This window comes from Pseudoalteromonas sp. McH1-42 (assembly GCF_022347845.1).
Taxonomy (GTDB): domain Bacteria; phylum Pseudomonadota; class Gammaproteobacteria; order Enterobacterales; family Alteromonadaceae; genus Pseudoalteromonas; species Pseudoalteromonas rubra_D.
Genome location: NZ_JAKRFU010000007.1, coordinates 166,217 through 183,313 on the forward strand (window position 1 = coordinate 166,217; position 17,097 = coordinate 183,313).

The 17,097-nt window shown below is 45.9% G+C and carries 14 protein-coding genes and 1 riboswitch; of the genes, 9 read left to right on the top strand and 5 right to left on the bottom strand.

All coding sequences use genetic code 11. The features are described from left to right. Positions 1-152: 152 nt before the first annotated feature. On the bottom strand, positions 153-464 hold the full coding sequence (locus MHN31_RS07640; RefSeq protein ID WP_239443952.1) for a hypothetical protein: 312 nt from the start codon (positions 462-464) through the stop codon (positions 153-155). Between the two features lie 741 nt (positions 465-1,205). Between MHN31_RS07640 and MHN31_RS07645 the strand changes: the two genes are divergently transcribed. From MHN31_RS07645 to MHN31_RS07655, 3 genes are all read left to right on the top strand, one after another. Further along, positions 1,206-1,907 (top strand): hypothetical protein, encoded by a 702-nt coding sequence (locus MHN31_RS07645; protein WP_239443953.1) that lies wholly within the window; start codon positions 1,206-1,208, stop codon positions 1,905-1,907. Positions 1,908-1,936: 29 nt separating this feature from the next. Further along, positions 1,937-2,596 carry a hypothetical protein gene (locus tag MHN31_RS07650; RefSeq protein WP_239443954.1) on the top strand — a complete coding sequence of 220 codons (660 nt, stop codon included), beginning with the start codon at positions 1,937-1,939 and terminating at the stop codon, positions 2,594-2,596. A gap of 111 nt (positions 2,597-2,707) precedes the next feature. Continuing rightward, entirely contained in the window at positions 2,708-3,388 is a 681-nt protein-coding gene (locus MHN31_RS07655; RefSeq protein WP_239443955.1) for a hypothetical protein, read from the top strand. Positions 3,389-3,411: 23 nt separating this feature from the next. Here MHN31_RS07655 and MHN31_RS07660 read toward each other — a convergent pair whose 3' ends face one another. The 4 genes from MHN31_RS07660 to MHN31_RS07675 form a co-directional block, all read right to left on the bottom strand. Further along, on the bottom strand, positions 3,412-4,956 hold the full coding sequence (locus tag MHN31_RS07660) for a hypothetical protein (RefSeq protein ID WP_239443956.1): 1,545 nt from the start codon (positions 4,954-4,956) through the stop codon (positions 3,412-3,414). 371 nt (positions 4,957-5,327) lie between these two features. Beyond that, entirely contained in the window at positions 5,328-6,554 is a 1,227-nt protein-coding gene (locus tag MHN31_RS07665; protein WP_049864554.1) for a DUF1552 domain-containing protein, read from the bottom strand. Positions 6,555-6,584: 30 nt separating this feature from the next. Continuing rightward, positions 6,585-9,755: a DUF1592 domain-containing protein gene (locus MHN31_RS07670; protein WP_239443957.1), complete on the bottom strand. Its 3,171-nt coding sequence runs from the start codon at positions 9,753-9,755 to the stop codon at positions 6,585-6,587. A gap of 12 nt (positions 9,756-9,767) precedes the next feature. Next, positions 9,768-11,570 carry a cellulose binding domain-containing protein gene (locus tag MHN31_RS07675; protein WP_239443958.1) on the bottom strand — a complete coding sequence of 601 codons (1,803 nt, stop codon included), beginning with the start codon at positions 11,568-11,570 and terminating at the stop codon, positions 9,768-9,770. A 393-nt stretch (positions 11,571-11,963) separates the two neighbouring features. Further along, positions 11,964-12,046: riboswitch (cyclic di-GMP riboswitch) on the bottom strand. A gap of 355 nt (positions 12,047-12,401) precedes the next feature. Here MHN31_RS07675 and MHN31_RS07680 point away from each other — a divergent pair. The 6 genes from MHN31_RS07680 (at position 12,402) to MHN31_RS07705 (ending at position 16,516) form a co-directional block, all read left to right on the top strand. After that, entirely contained in the window at positions 12,402-12,821 is a 420-nt protein-coding gene (locus tag MHN31_RS07680) for a hypothetical protein (RefSeq protein ID WP_239443959.1), read from the top strand. A 455-nt stretch (positions 12,822-13,276) separates the two neighbouring features. After that, a complete protein-coding gene (locus tag MHN31_RS07685; RefSeq protein WP_239443960.1) occupies positions 13,277-13,924 on the top strand; it encodes a DUF4291 domain-containing protein in 648 nt (215 codons plus the stop codon). 70 nt (positions 13,925-13,994) lie between these two features. Continuing rightward, positions 13,995-14,423: a hypothetical protein gene (locus MHN31_RS07690; RefSeq protein WP_239443961.1), complete on the top strand. Its 429-nt coding sequence runs from the start codon at positions 13,995-13,997 to the stop codon at positions 14,421-14,423. A gap of 133 nt (positions 14,424-14,556) precedes the next feature. Further along, positions 14,557-15,339 (top strand): class I SAM-dependent methyltransferase, encoded by a 783-nt coding sequence (locus tag MHN31_RS07695; protein ID WP_194867828.1) that lies wholly within the window; start codon positions 14,557-14,559, stop codon positions 15,337-15,339. 287 nt (positions 15,340-15,626) lie between these two features. After that, positions 15,627-15,947, top strand: coding sequence for a hypothetical protein (locus tag MHN31_RS07700; protein WP_239443962.1), 321 nt, complete (start codon positions 15,627-15,629; stop codon positions 15,945-15,947). Positions 15,948-16,147: 200 nt separating this feature from the next. Beyond that, positions 16,148-16,516 carry a hypothetical protein gene (locus MHN31_RS07705; protein WP_239443963.1) on the top strand — a complete coding sequence of 123 codons (369 nt, stop codon included), beginning with the start codon at positions 16,148-16,150 and terminating at the stop codon, positions 16,514-16,516. The last annotated feature ends 581 nt before the right edge of the window (positions 16,517-17,097 follow it).

Sequence of the window (17,097 nt, forward strand, 5' to 3'; positions counted from 1 at the left end):
TTCCAAAATGCGGCACGGCAATACCCGCGCTGTAGCAGAACTCATAAACTCCATCGCCATCCCGGACGCTTGCGAGCAGGGATCTACCAAGATGCGGCACAGTGGCTTCCGTTGCAGTTGAGCTCACAAACCCCGCTGTCACTTGTCAGAATTTAGGGGTTAATGATTATGTATCTGGCGCTCACATAATCAGGAAGTGACGAACAGCTAATGGAGCCATTTTTATCATCAATGTAAACTTCTATGCTTTTACCTGCCGCGAGTGCTGCCAAAACAATGGCGTTACCTTTGTCCGACGGCGGACAAATCCACTTGCCATTAGAGGCGCTTGTCCTGAATGCAGTGTTGCCACTACATTGATGGGGATAATCCATTACCCAAGTGACTTTGCCTTTACAGTTGATATCCGCCGCATTTGCCAATACAGGGAACAAAACAAGTAGAACTGGTAATAACGCTTTCATAGAGCTTCCTTTAGTGTTTAATATTTTCGCTAACGGCACAAAGTGCTTTGTTTAGCATTGCTACGAGCGGGCACTGGCTGTGCCTTTACGTCAGCCTGTAACTGCGTGCCTTAGAGCAATCTAACAAACTTTTTATTTATTATGGACAATTTTTGTTAGTTTGTGATTACAGGCGAGTACCGGGTTGGTTTCAGCTTTAGGAGAGTTACCAAAAATTGGGGTGGGTGTCCGGGCAAAGTGGTTGTCGAATTCACAAAACCTGCCGTCATCCTGGGCGTCTGCGAGCCGGGAGCTACTAATGTGCGGCACAGCGGTTTCCCTTTGCAGTCGAACTTACAAACCCCTCCGTCATCCCGGACGCCTGCGAGCCGGGATCTACTAACGTGCGGCACAGAGGTGATTCGTTGCTGTCGAACTCACAAACCCTACCGTCATCCTGGACGTCTGCGAGCCTGAATCTATTTACTTACAGCACAGCAGTTTCCTGATGCGCACCAATTTAGAGGGGGTCCAAGTAAAAATCTGCTGGATTTATAGACAGTGCCTAGGCTGTTGTCCAATAACTTTATTACGCCCCAATTTGTCCAAATTTCACATGGCTGCGACTTTGATATTCGCAACATGTTGTTTACTTTGACTTTACTCCGTGGGACCATGAGGCCATGTAATACAGGCCGTTATGTCAGTTCATGTTTCGACATGATGGGGTAGAATAAACTGTTAGAGCTCCACGAGGAGAGTATGGAAGAATTATTAAACAATGGATGGGTTGTAGGCATCGGGGGTGGAGTTTTAAGTGGCCTTATTGTTGCTTGGCTTACACGAACCCTTTTTTCCAAAAAGGATTTGCGTGAACTTGCCATTAATATTTCTTCAGCAAATCGAGAGATTCTATATGCTATTCGGCCGGAAATATCTGAGGCCAGCCTGCCCACAGTTGAAGTGATTGAAGCCCTCAAGAATGCCACTGCACGTAAATACAAAATAGAACCAAATCGTCTACACGGAATAACTGAAATTGTCGAAGAACTTATAAAAGAAATAATGGATTCTAGCTTTATTTCGTCAACTGCAAAAAAGGATTATTGCGAGTCTCTAAAGACCCTTATTCCAGAGAGAACATCAGAACTTGAGACTCTATCAGAAGATCGCGAATTGTTTGTGGCGCGAGTTGAATACAAAGAGAAAATGACATCATTGCTCTCTCTCACATTGGGAACTATTGCAGCTTTGGCGACTATGCTGTCTTTCTTGCAAACTAGTTTTGAATCTTCAAGCCTATTTGGAAAAGTTGCCGAATCGATTTTTCCGATGATTTTGATAATGTTTTCAGTAATGTTGGTAATGACTGTGATGCAAGTTGCTTTAAAGCTGAGGCATAAGCGAATTAGAGCTGAAAACGGTATTTCAGATGAAGAAAGCTCTAACAAGCACGTCAATTAGGATGATAGCTTGTACGAAAAGGATCTAGTATGTACGAAGAATATGAATCCCATTCAGAAATCGATTTTTCAAGAATCTATCATATTTTCCATTCATTACCTTTGTTTGATGATACTTACTTAAACATGCAAGGCATGAACATTGGAATGGTTGATATGTATATAACAGATTGCGAGTATGATCTGCTAAACACATATATCGAAATTGAAAAGACTCCAACAGATATGGTTATGTTCACATCTGCTCAGTCTCAAATGTGGATCTTTGCATTGTATGAGTTAATGAGGACATGGAAGCAGCGAATACGTCAATTGCGAAAGTGGAAAGACAATGGTGCATTAAATCAAATGTTAGCCAAGGTTCAAAAAGATGAGCACAACTTAGCTGCATATATGCGCGGGCGTCATATTGAGTGGGTCAGAGATGAACCATCCGCAATTGATAAATTGGACGCATTCGAGAGTGCTCTCAAGCCTTTATACGATATGACTAGCTCAATCCGTATGAACCTGGCTAAACATGAGATCCAAGGCAAGAGTAACTCCATAGTTCGTGCTCCAGGCTATGGTAGGATCAATATGCTATGTGGTGCACTGGATTATCAAGTCGACATCGATCATGAAACGTTCGAATTTGTTAATCGCCGAGACATAGCTGATGCAATTCGCAGAATTCAGCTCCCAAGCTAACAAATGATTTAACCAAAGGACACAAAATAGCAGGCTTTCGTTCCTTCGTCGCTAATTTTAGCCTGCTATTTCGCGCCGGTTAGGCAAGCGTTATAACCCTATGGGAAAGTTATGAATCCAGAATTAAACAATGCCCCTGAAAATATGCTAGAACTAGGGTTAGGTGCGTTGGCTCATGCTAACTGGCACGCCAATTACTATAGTTTTGAAAACGATAAATGGGCGCAGCTATCAGTGCTCCAGGCTGCTCACGCAGCTGAAATCCTAATTAAAGCTCGAATTGCGCAGGAGCACCCTCTGTTAATATTTGAACAACTTCCTCGCTCGACACAAGTGAAGTCCGATACATTGAGTTTTGAACATTTAGTCGAGAAAGCTAAAACTATTCAGTATTCTGACTTACCTGAACGGTTATGGGCTACTACTGGAATCAAGATTAACAACCTTGAGTCGTTTAAGAGCTTTGGTAATTTGCGCAATTGCATACAGCACTTTGCAGACCCTAGGGGTAAAGATTGCGCCTTAGAATCAGCAAATTTCATTTACAAAGTTATAGATCCCTTAATCAATCAGTGCTGGGGGCTGTTTGCGGTGAATTACAACGAAGATACTACCCCATATGAGTATCTAATAGCTTCTCTAATAAGACGTAATATTGAGTTTCTAGTTCCAAAGGAAGCTCTGGGATCAGAGTTGAATTACATTGAGTTTGATTGGGGAGAAAGCACACAGTATAAAAACAAAATGGTGCAAAGGTTTTTCGACTCTGGTTACGATATAGCCGGGTTATAACAAGCCAGTCAACGGCACGCTCCCTATATTCTAAATCTATTGCGTAGTGCCAGGCCAATCAGAAAGACCAGTGCTATTGATGCGAGAGATTGAAATCCTGCTACAGCAAACACTGCGTGAGGTATGTCGACAACCAGCTCGTCATTAACCAAAGTCCCATACAATGCAGCTGATGATTCTGAGCGAGCATCTTTTGAGCTGGGTATTATGGAGAACATCTGTGAGAAAGAAAATAACAGCGCATCGTATGTAATATCTTTCTTGTCAGATGAATAGGCATATATTGGTGCACATGTCAGCCAAAGTAAGACAAGTGATAGTGTGGGCCTGAATATACTCCGCCCGTAATCGCCAAGTTTTTGAAATAGAAACTCAGTGAGTAATTGGTGCCACGGGGTTTCTATCCATCTACTACATTTCATTTCTTCGACATGTAAATCTAAAGCGAGTTTATGATGCTTGTTCGTCTCCGCCAGCTCTTTCAAACGTCGGATGCGATCTATGTCCTTCTTGTCGGCGGCAGCGGTTTTGCTTAACCAAGGAAATCTTTTTGAGAGCTTATTAGAACGCTTAAGAGTGCTCTTGGTTCTAGAGTAATGGAGTGGAGAACCAAACCAAATTTTCTGAATTACAATCAGTATTTTAAGAATGAGCTTACTGTAATCTGCAACCTTTGTTTTAACAGTAAAGTGGCTCAAGCTGAGTTGATGTGAAAGTTTGGTGTTGGTGAAGTCAGGTACGCAATTGAAATTATCTCCATCTAGGCTAACGGGGCCGTCAAAAGTCGCAAACTTGAAAGACAGGGATTTAATCTGCTCCGTTCTTGCGACATCTGAAAAATTGAATTGACCTGATAATTTTATAGAGTTGAAGTCAACGTGCCCTTCACCAAAATGTGTATCAAAGAAGCTGACATCACCTCCACCAAATCGGGCACCAGCGAAGCCAACGTGACCCTCACCAAAGTGGGCACCAGTGAAGCTAACGTTGCCTTCACCAAAGTGGGCGCGAGCGAAGATAACATTGCCCTCACCAAAATGGGTATCAGAGAAGCCAATATGACCTTCTCCAAAGTAGACTCGATCAAAGAAAACGTGACCCTCACCAAATCGGGTATTATAGAAGTTAACGTGGCCTTCACCAAATCGGGCATCAGAGAAGAAAACGTGACCCTCACCAAACTGTGCATGAGCGAAGGTAACGGGACCCTCACCAAAGTGGGCATCTAAGAAGTTAACGTGACCCTCACCAAAGTGGGCACTTGAGAAGTTAACGTGACCCATACCAAATTCGGCTCCGTTGAAGTTAACGTCACCCTCACCAAAGTTAACATAAGCGAAGATAACATGACCGTCACCAAAGTGGGCACCAGCGAAGTTAACGCGTCCTTTTGGAAACCTGTATCCTGAGAACGACACTTCACCATACTTTGCGAAGTTTGCCCCCACAAAGCTCACATCTGCAATTGGGTTCTCTTCTACCCAAGTATTCCAAGCCTCTTTACCTTGAAGCCAAAGGTCAATTGCGGCCTGGCCTTCTAATACGGTCTTGTTGTCATCGCGTGCCATAGTGTGTCGGTCCTTGGTGGTGTTGATCGGCATAATTTACGTCCATTTTTATCAGAGGTCAATTTTGCTCCCCTATACCTTGCTACAACCTAATGCCATGAATAATATTGGCTATTTGAATAGCCTAGCCAGTCTGTGCCTAGTATCTAATATCAATTGTATTATGGTAATACCTACGCTGATTGGCGTGGGTTAGCCAGAATTGAATGGTTTTCTTAATGCTGGATACTCGCTTGAGTAATCACATCAAGTGATGAAAGGCTCAGAGGTTTGAAGCATATTTCTTAAGAAATGAGAAGGGGAGTTGTGATCAAGAAAGCGCCAGCTAAAGCGCTCTCTTAGTCACAGGCTTTCTGCTAATTAATGCTCACTTAAACAATCACCCCCGGAATTTCCTTACCAAACCCAAGGTCTACGCCACACGCTTTAGCTGCGGTGTGCAGCACATCGTGCTGGTTGTAGCCAGAACCGATGTCGCTGACTACGCCTCGGTTGATGCGGGCGCCGCCGCCGGCGATCAGATAGGCGCAGGGGTTGGCAGAGTGTTTGTCTGCATGGCCCATGTCGGTGGTTTCTAATACCACTGTGCTGTCTAAGATGCCGGCAGCTTTGAGTTTTTGGATCAAATAGGCGCTCAGGCTGCCCAGGTGGCTGCGCATTTCGGTGTAGTACGGGTAGTTTGGCTGGCCGTTACTGCCACCGTGGATGGCGTTGTGATAATGTCCCTGGAAGTTCAGCTCAGGAATACGGAACTCAGACTGGTGGTTACCAAAGGCCAGTGATACTGAGCTGGTCAGGTTACATTGCAAGGCTGCTACGGCAATGTCTGCTTGCAGCCTGGCCTGCTGACTGAAGGTATCAAAGGTCAATGGGAACTCAGTGTCATCGGGGGCAATGCCACAGGAGGTGCCGCCAGAGAGCTCATCCAAACGTCGCTGGGTGTCTGCAATGGCATCCAGATGATCATTCATGCGCTGTATTTCGTAGCCTGCGAGTCTGTTTTTAATCGCGTTGGCTGCCGACATATGCGCATTCATGATGGGCGTTTTACTGTTGCTGCCCTGGGCGCCGCCAAACACCATTTTATACACGGTGAAGGGGTTTTCCTGGAACGGCAAATGGTTACGGTTGTCTTTGGTTAAATGGCCCTGACCATTACTGTGAACGCCTAAGTTCAGATAGCGAAATGGCAGGTTCGGGCCCAGTGCATTACCCATAGTGACGTCGTAACTGTCACCGCCCCAGTTCTGGGCGAGCAGTACTGGCATTCGGCCATGGCCTGCATTGGAGTGGGCCATGTTGACCATAAAGTTACATTCGGTTTTGACCGGCTCATAGCCTGCCGACATCACGCCCAATTGCATGCTTTCACCACTGCCCGTGGGGTTCCAAAGCGAGGAGATAGACCCGCCCGGAATATAAATCGACACGGTTTTATTGGGCAGCCCGGCGTCCATCGCATCGGCATGTCGTGCGTAAAGTAGTCCTGATACCAGCGGTGATGTGCGGATCAGGGCGGTCGAAATACCCGACGCCATAAACATTTTTAATAAGCTGCGGCGCGATATCGCCATGTTATTTAAATGCTCTTTTTTCATGTTACTAACCTCTTAATGTTGTGACCCGCATTACTCGCTTCTGGACCAGGCTTTGCGATAACGCACCGACTTGAGTGAACCAAATTTCTCCAGCATGGCTCTCGGGCTTTCCTGCATCATGGTGTTGGTCAGTGTGTCGATTTCACACATATAACCGACCTGCTCTGTCTGAGACAGACGCTTGTCTTCTTCACTCGTCGGGTCGATTGAGTCATGACCCACACCCATTACGTAGCGGAACATTTGCTGTGGTAAGCAGCTTTGAGCAGAAGAAAGGTCGGCTATCACAGCACCTAATTGTTTAGTGCCGTTGAATGGCACAAAGTCACTGACCTGTGCGTACTTCTCTGGAGCATAGAGCGTGCCCGATGCGTCGATCACATTACCGTTATTGTCTTGATTGCGGATGTTGCCCACGGCATCAAAGTCTTCCATACCAAAGCCCATCGGGTTGATGTACTTTTCGTGGCAACTTGAACAAGGCTGACCTTCCGTTAAGCTGTGGTACTTGAGTCGGTTGGTGGTCGTCGGGTCTTGTAACAAGTCAGACAGCTCGGCAAGCCTTTGCTCTCTGGCTTCAAAGGTACCCGCTGGCGGATCGGGTTGCTCCTGACACAACATGCGGCGGCGCACTCTGACCGAGCGTAAAATAGGGTGCGATTCGTCTACTTCTGCCCAGCGCGACATAAACGCACCATTGGCTAAGATGCCACCGCGCTGTGTGGTCTCTACTTTTTGTAGGTCATCACCCGATACGCCTGGAATGTTGTAGTGGCTGGCCAGCAACTGGTTGACGAACGTGAAGTTGGCGGTATATAGCGAGCCAAATTTTTCGTCCGGCTGAGTCATGATGTAGGAGAAGGTTTCGTTGATCTCCGCTTTCATGGCGGGTACCAGATTGGCAAAGCCAGGATAGTGGTCCTGATCTTTACTGGCGACTTCCAGACTACCTGTGCCTAACCAGCTGCCTACAAAGTCACCCAACACGGGCTTGGCTTGCTCAGCAAGGCGGTTTGCATGGGCAATGATATGGGCTTCATCACGCAGCTCATCACGTTCAGCGGCTTGCCACAGAAGCTGATCTGGCGTTGATCCGGTAAAGGTATAAGACAGGAAGGTAGCCATTTCCCATGAGGTCAGCTCAAAGGCGTCGTAATCCAGCTCTGAGTTATCCGGGTTCGCTTCGCCTAATTCATGGCGGTAGATAAACTGCGGCGAAGACAGTAAGCCTTCCAGTGCTAACTGCATGCCCGCTGCAACGTCGTTATTGTTGAAAAAGCCCGTTGCGATCAGTCGATAACTGTCCGCTTCATCCTGGGTCAGCGGTCGACGGAATATCTGCGGCGCTAACTCATCAATCAAACGGTTGGCACAGTCTTCATCGATGGCTGCACAACTTAAAGCAGGCGAGTAGCCATTATCAGCCACCCATTGTGCGATTTCTTCGGCAACCAGCAGGTAGTTGCTGTAGTTAGAAGGCTGCACAGCGGCATGGGTATTATTGATGAAAAAGCCTACCTGAGAATCCGGCGACAAGCCGTCTGACACTTCAAAATCAACTCCCAGTAAGTCTTCTACTGTGTTTTGATATTCGGTTTGGGTCAGTATTTTCAGCTGTCTTGCACCGTATGCCACAGGCGCGACACCCACATCACAGGTTAATGGTGCAGGCCACAGGGTTTGCAGATATTCCGCGATATCCGTGGCACATTGCTCATCACAGGCGCCCGGTGCGCCATAAGGCATAGTCGCGGTGATCACATCAATCATGGCCTGTACATCACGTTCGGTATTAAGTGCAGGGAATGAACCCAGACCGCCGCCTTCAGAACCATGACAACCGGCACAGTTGGTCTTGTACAGTTCCATGCCACGGGCAATGGGGTCGGTTTCAGTGACTGTGACGCGCGCAATATTACTCGGCTGGGAGGGCACTGAGTTGTTCAGCGCAATCACCTTGTAATCAAACTCGCCGGACTCCGGTAAACCCGACTCGTAATAACTGGCGTTAGAGGCAAGCGTTGCGGTGGTGTGCCAGCGGCCATCAAGCGATTTTAATCGCACCAGATAATTGGTTTCGTTATTGCTGTTGTCGTACCAGCTTAATTGCGCCTGAGCTTCGGCCGATAGGACACTGGCGCTCAGCTCCGAAGGTGCAGCCGGTTTAGCCGCCATATCAACAGGCTCAAAACTGTCTTGCTCGGCTGATAAAAAGGTCAGGTTAAAGTAAACCGGTACGGTCTCACCAATGCCACTTAGGTTAGCGACTACTCGCAGCGCCTCAATACCATAGTCCATATCAAAGGTTTTACTGTCGATGATCATCGGCGTAAGCGTGCTGACGTTAACATGGCCAGTTGCCAGCTTCACTACCAACACATCCAGGCTCATCTCTTGGTTTACGCCATGCAGGCTCATCTCACCGGTAACGGTTTGAACCGTCGGATTGCCCACTTCCAGCGTGCTCAATAGCGCAGGGTCAATCTGAGCATTGAAGTACGCCGTTGGCAGTAATTCTGTTTCAAACAGTAAGTCCATGACCCGGCTGTTTCTGATATCTACACCGGTAGACACGCTATTCAAATCGACTGCCAGAAGTACGCGCCCATCGGCATTAATACTGCCCGATAAAGCGGGGGCTGCATTATCTTGCGATACAAACTGGTTCAGCTCTGCCACATGGTCTTTTTTGACCGATACATAGCTCAGAGAAGACTCAGTACTGTCCAGTGCCCATAAGCCCGTTTCTGTGACTGCATCCGGGGGCGTAGTCGGACCTGAATTGCTGCACACATCGCCATTGAGAGTGATGGCAACGTCTTCACTCAGGCCATTTTTACTGGCAACAAAACCCAGCCCAAATGACTGATTTGCATGGACGGTATGGCCCTGAGAGGTGATGGTACACCCCGTGTCGTTGCAGTCGAAATTGCCATTCCAGCCATTTTGCAGGGATATGCCCTGGTTCCAGGTGAGTTCGAGGGACCAGTCGTTAATGCTCTGATCTGAGTCATTTGCAATGACTATCTCGGTTTTAAACCCATTGTTCCAGTTGTCCGGAATGGTAAATGAACACTGTGCCGCCTGAGCAAATTGCGCACTCGCGATTAAACTCATGCAAACGGCAAACTTGGCGATAGCTGGTGCCGTTGAGCGGGCACGAGTAAAGGTAGAGAATCGTGTTAAGTTATTAAATATCATCTTCTTTCCCTCCTATTCCTGCGCTTCAAACACTAAATTAAAGCTCACGGGAACCGCGTAACTGATCACAGATAAATTCGCCAGTGTTCTCAGTGTTTCTATGCCTGGCTCCAGGCCAAAGTCTGTCGCATCCAGTACAACCGGCTTAAGGCTTTGCACCATAATCTTAGTGTGCGTAAGTCGGCGAACTGCCACGTCTGTAGTCACTTCGGCTATCACGCCTGTAAGGTTCACTGTGGCGGTGACGGTCTGTTGTTCGGTGCTACCGATAGGCATGGCAGACAGGGCTGCATAATCAACCGCGAGCAGCACTTCGGCTTCAGGGAACAAGCTGGTATCGAATAGGTGCTCCTTCATTCTGCCATCCCGGGTTTCGTTACCCGTATTGACGCTGGTCAGATCCAAATTGAGCCTTGCAGCCCCTTGCGTAGAAATACTGCCGCTGAGGTTTTCAAAGGTATGTGCTTCAACCACGTGCTGTTTTTTGGTGGAGACAAAGTAAAGGCTGGAGCTTTGTGGGTTTAACTCAAATGGTCCGGTGATGGGTGCCACATCTGGTTCTGCGACCTGAATACTGATGGGCTGGCTGACTGTGCTATTGACCCCGTCATTGACCGATAGTTTGACCGTAAATGTGCCTGTTTGATCGAAAACATACGCAGGGTTTGGCTCGTTTGATGTATTACCGTTACCAAAATCCCAGTTGTACGTCAGGGCATCCCCGTCTGGATCGGAAGAGTCACTGCCATCAAAGTTCACCGTTAAAGGACGCTGGCCGCTTGTCACAGAAGCTGATGCAATGGCCGAGGGGGCGCGATTAATATTGCCGTCTACCGAGCATAACCCGCCCAGTGAAGGCGTTGTTGGCGCGTCATTTTCTTGTGCCTTTTGGGCATTGAAACCAAAATTTAAACTCTGACCCGGGTTGATGGTGCCGTTGTAGTTCTCGTTCACAATCTCATACGGATTATTGCCACTGTGATTGCCATGCCAGACGCCAGTCAGTTTAGTGTTGTCGGCAAACTCCATCAGTACTTTCCAGCCTGAAATGGCCACGCTCTCTGTATTGGTGATTGTGACCTTGCCGCGAAAGCCGGAGATCCACTCTTGTTCCACTTCAAACAGACAGAGTGCTGATTCTGGCTGAGCTTCTTCAATCGAGAGCGCAATCGGTTCCGCCTGGTAGTCATTGGTGCCGTCGTTGATGGTTAATGACACCTGGTAATTACCCGGCTGCTCAAAAGTATGTTGTGGGTTCATTTCATCTGAGTTTTGGCCGTTACCAAAATCCCACAGATAGCTCACGTTGTCCGATGCTGAGTTAGCAATTTCGCTGCTGAACTGGATAGTGGCAGGTGCCGTGGCCTGAGTGTCTGACGCGGTAATGGCAACACTGACTTCGTTATCGTCATCCTGCCCGCCGCTCTCACAAATGCCGGATAAGCTCGGTGTAACTGCGGCTTGCCCGGCACTTTTTTGCACGTTGAAGCCAAAAGTCTTGGATGAATTTGGATTAATCTTGCGATTCCAGCTGAGGTTCTCAAATTGGTAGGGGTTGCTACCGCCCAGTTGAGCACGCCAGGCGTTATTGATGGACTCACCCTGATTAAACTCTAATCCGACTGACCAGCCATCAATAGCAACATCGGTGTTGTTATACACGGTGACTTCTGCGGTATAACCGCTTTGCCATTCGTTCTTCACTTTGAACTCGCACTGCGCAGCCAAGCCGTGTATGGAGTGCCCCAAAGCCAGTAAGCAGAAACTGGTTTTTAAAAACCGGTGCTGCCTGGTGTTGTATTTACGTTGTCTCATGAAAGTTCCCCGAAACATTGCCATTTGACATGTTAATTCCCTGCTGCTCTTCGCGGGTTAAGCGTTGACCAGAGCTAACAGGCTGCAATAGCAAGAGCAAGTTCAGGTATGAGGAGAGACCAAAAGAGGAAGGTATGACAGCTCATGCCATTGGCGTGAATACCAATATGCTACGCAATGCGCATACAAAACAACAGTATGCACATAACACCGATTTCACTTAATACGTGTTCAATTTGAAGGAGCAAATCTGACGCTAACTGTGTTAAAAATTTTTCTTTTAGCCCAGCTAAACATCAAAATTCTCGCCTTGTTATCGGCAATATTTTCTCGCCTCAAAGTTGCCCACTTAATTAAGCAAATTGGTTTACGCTTCATTTATACTCATTGGCATTCAGCAACCCCGCTATCTTAGTACGCACCTTAGACCGGAAGCTTTGCGTCCCTTCCTTTCGAAAGGTTTGCTATTTTAAGCCTGTCTGAGGAAGGTAGCCCAAAATTGCAATAATCACAAAGCCCACACTGCAACTTTCACATTATTTGCACATTTCACCTGGATTAAGGCCAAAAGGCTGTTTGAAATTTGTTTTTGGTTATTATGAAGTCCTTTAGATTTAATGCTTTATGCTCATTTTTCGACAGGTGCACAATGTCGTTCAATTGTGCAAGGAGATGGCGGGGGGTGCCCTAAATTTAATTTGATTCTGGTATATTTTTTGTTTGTGATTAATGGACATCCTTTCCAAAGATCTAAGGGATGATTCTGGTATGGTGCCTTTATTAGGACGCTTGCGATGATATGATGATTAATAGGTTTTCCGGAGATATGTTTTGAATCAAAAACGCAGGCAGTTGTTACATGTGTTTGTCGTGGCATTGGGGCTGATTCTTTTAATAATATACAAAGCGACTAATAGTGAGAATGAACATGTCAGGCTTGAAGGGGATGTTTCTCAGTTGCTCCTTAGAGATGGAGATAAAGCTAAGCTACTTTCTTTTTATGACTCAACAGATGTGGGCTCATTAAATATCGGTATTGAAGGCTTTAGCCGAAGCGACGCATTATTTGAAAAAAAGAAAAGCCAATACAAAGCAAAGACGCTGAACTTTGTCTGTACGCACGATGTACTAAAGAAATACTTAGACTCCGGGGCAAAAATTATTGTGGACCTGACAGTTGGTAAAAACCTCGCCGATATAATAGTCAACTTCCATGTCACATCGGCTCGCTGTAGTAGGTTAGGGTTGTAGGTTAAGTCACATTAGGTGGTTGGGATAGGTCACGTGATCTCGGAAATATCCACTTTAGATTGGCCAGGTTTAAGGTATGGGGCTTTTATCTGAGCGCAGAATTTTGGGCGTCTATCTACTCACTGAGTATGATCTTATCCTGCGCACTTAAAACCAACCTGCTTGTATCAGAAAAATAGAGTCTAAGTGCTCACACAAGTTGCACGCAGGTATTGTGTGAAAGTCGCTCAAAAAGCCAAATTACCTCCTCCTATCTTTCTGATATTTAACATTAATCCTGACACCAAATAATTGATTAGTGTAAAATATGCGTTCTTTTGCTTAATTGATATTTTTATTGTTCGCTGCGGCCTCGCATCGCAGGTAAATAATAGTATTGCGTCATGATGTTTTTGGCGCTAAGTGATGGGACATCAATTATGGTCAGTACCTTTACAGGAGTAGGTTAAAAGTAAGTGGTTAAAAACAATATACGCTGTGAAAGTTATCATGCGCAGTTGGCCCGATGGCCAAAAGAAGGAAAAGTGATACTGGCACAACATGATGAAAAATCTGTCACCGTATATCAGGCATATAATCAGTCGATTGGACAGTACGCTGCCAGGCACCAAACGTTTGGTGGTGATTTTAGTTTTACCCGAATGACCTGGATAAAGCCCAATTTTTTATGGATGATGTACCGTTCGGGTTGGGGAACTAAGGCAAATCAAGAGGTCACACTGGCTGTTAAAATTCATCGCACGGCATTCGACAGCATACTTGCACGCTCAGTGCCTTCTTCATATGAGCAGAGTCAATATAACACCCGGGATGAGTGGAAGTCAGCGATGGCAAGATCAGACGTTCGCCTGCAATGGGATCCTGATCATGGACCATTCGGTGACAAGCAAGCTCGAAGAGCGATTCAATTGGGTATTAAAGGCGAAACGGTTCAGAGTTATGCCCGTGACTGGATATTGGATATATCCGATATTTCGGAATTTGTTAATGAGCAAAGAGAAAATATAAAAAATGGCAGACTGGACTTGCTGTGTACGCCGAAAGAGTCGGTGTATATACCTGCGGATGAGTCTCTGCACAAAAAGCTGGGATTAGATCTGTAGTAATTACTTGTTTTGAGTACCCAAATATCATTCTGGTTGATGAGATCAGAGATTTAAAAGGAATACCATTGTGGAATTTATTTTTGAACCCCTTGTTGCACTTGGCGCGCTGAAATTCGGGATGTCCAAGTCTGAAGTAAACGCAGTGTGTGCAGGGGTATCAGGTATTAGTGACCTGCAGTATCAAGATGGAAAACTGGTCGCGTTTTCAATCGACCCTTCTTCTGTCGAACAGAGCCTGATTTTTGCTGGCAATGATGTCCTTAAGCTGGATAAGTTAGAGGCAGCGCTTTTTTTTGCGGGCCAAAGCAACTGCTACGGGCAATCGCAGGGCGGATCGCTTTACTTCACTGATCTGGGGTGTGCACTTCTTCAGTTTGAATCGCCTTTTCGTACTTTCTTGTTCTTCGCTGCCGGGTATGATGCCGGTGAGCCACTAGCAGACATATCGCCAGATTCAATTAAATCTTACTACCAAGAATGCCATTGGGAAGATTAGGAAGCTTGGGTAATTGTCGCTGCAAAAAGTGCTTGTCAGAACTGCTGAGTTGTCACTCACTAAACTGGTCAGAGTCAGGGCATTTAGATAAAGTTAACACCCTCTAAATAGAAAAATAACGCATGGAAAGACGATGGATTATTTAAGCATTAATAAGTCAGCCTGGGATAAAAGGACCCAAGTACACGTGGCATCAGAATTTTATGATGTGGCCGGGTTTAAGGCCGGGCAGTGCTCACTGAATCCGGTTGAACTGGCGCAGGTGGGGCCTGTGAAGAGCCAGTCTTTATTGCATCTGCAATGTCACTTTGGCCAGGATACCCTATCCTGGGCACGTTTGGGTGCCGATGTAACCGGGGTAGACCTATCAGCAAGTGCCATTGCGCAAGCTAACACCCTTAAAGATGCGCTTGGTTTAAAAGCGGAGTTTATCGAAAGTGATGTGATCCACTTTGGCCAAAGCAATATGCGTCAGTTTGATATCGTGTTCACTTCATACGGTGTTTTGTGCTGGTTGCCCGATTTAACCGCATGGGCAAAGACAGTGGCCGGCGCACTAAAAGTGGGTGGAGTGTTTCACCTGGTTGAGTTTCATCCCATTAATGACCTGCTGGCAGGCTATGCATATTTTCCTCATGGTGCGCCTGATATTGAAGAAGAGGGTACCTACACAGAAAACTGTGATGGCACTAAAGCCACTACCGTGACCTGGACCCACTCGGTCAGTGATGTGGTCAATGCGCTGATTGGTGCGGGTCTGAATATTGAGTCTTTTGTTGAGCACCCATATAGCCCGTACGATTGCTTTGAGGGGCTGGAGTTCGTGCCTGAGTTGGGGTATCAAAAGCTGCATCAAGGTCAGCAAGTACCGATGTTGTACTCAATTAAGGCCAGTAAAAGTCGGACGCCTGTTTAATAGTACGCTATCACCGTTATTGACTAGGTTAACTGTGGTGCTGTTTGTGCTCCCTGGCCAGCAACTCAATAAATGCTAATTTGGATGGTCTGTTTATTGATATATTAATCACTTTAAAAACTAGGGAGTTGTTTAAAATAAAACTTACCAGAAAATCCATTAACTTTAGTATTGGTTTTGGTGTTGTATAAGTGTGTTTTTTGAATAATTGTTATTCGGAGTAGCTTGCTTTTTTGCGCCCAGTTTAATTTATATATAACAATAAAATGTGAAAGGAAATAGAGAAAATGAAAAAAACAATAGCAACAGTATTAATGGCTTTTTCGTCTTTTGGCTCGGTGGCTGGAGAATGGAATCAGGCAGGAAAAATCACGAAAGTGTACCCAAAGCCAACTAGAAATGGCATTTATTTTACTCATGAAAACATGGTTTCTGGTGGCTGTACGAGAGGAACAAACTTATTTTTAAGTGCAGATGAAAGCTTATTTAAAGAAACATATACACTGCTGTTGTCTGCTTATGTTACGGGCAAACCAATAAAAATATATGTTGACGGGTGTCAGGCAACGCATGAGTACCCGCTAATTAAAGAAGTGATTGCACAGTAAAGTACTTAGTAGCGGGCGCTAAGCGTTGAGTGTCCGCATCTTATGTATTATCGACAATTTTTGGCTATCAAAAGTGAGGCAAAATGCACAATACTTTGTTGTTAATCATTCTATCTCTAGCATACGGCAGCGCTCATGCTTGCAGGCCTGCGCCTGGTTTCACTGAATTTGTACCTAGTGTTCAGCACCAAAGTCACCCATTGGCTATACCAAAAGCCCGATTAGAGTTAATTAAACGCGGTTACGATGATGGAAATGGGGGGTCTTGTTCGGAAGATGGATATATAAAAATCAGATTTGGAAATGAGAACCCTATTGAAACAACTGGCTACAGGCTAAAGGTTGTCTCAGGGACTTTTGATAGCCATGGAGTTCCTGACTTTGAAGTTATGCCCAGGCACCATAACTTCGATGAGAATTCTCTGTATATTAGATGGTATGATGGGGGTGATAAAGTTAAGGAAAAAATAGACTTCGTATTACAAATCATAGCTGTATCACCAGAAGGGAAAGAGAGTGAGCCCTACCTCTTAGCTATCCAGCACCCCGGAGACCAAAGCAACGAATAGACAGAGCGGTATGAAGCGAATGTACAAAATGCGAAAGAACTTATATTGTTTCTTTTGTTTGCTTAAAGCGCTTTTGCGTGTTCTTACGTAGTATAATTTAAATTAACCTGATGGTTCTGAGACCTTGGGACCCTACTTTTAGTGACAGACAATTTACAACCCAAGGTGCCCGATAGAGTCATCTGACAACGGGTTATGGCTGGGGCACGTTCTTAATTTCGACTTCGGTGAGCATATTTGCGATACCAAACTGAATGAAATACTTAATTAGACCGGTGCTGGTTTATGAAAAACGGCCTTAATTGAGTCGTTTTAATGGGCTTCTAGGCACATGAATAGCATAACTTGCTCACTACGGGGCACTGTGAGAGCGTTGTATGCTTAGGACTGCTTTGTAGCTCGCTTGTCATTTGCTCCTTTTAGTGAAATACATGCCGATGGTGCTCCCTGGCCCAGCAAAGCAGTAAGGCTAAAGCCCCGCTGGCATAGGTGATATACAAAGGTGCCGACGTATTGGCATCTTCGTCATACATAAATATGTTAGACATCACTGCGGCCACCACCGCACCAATCACTAACCA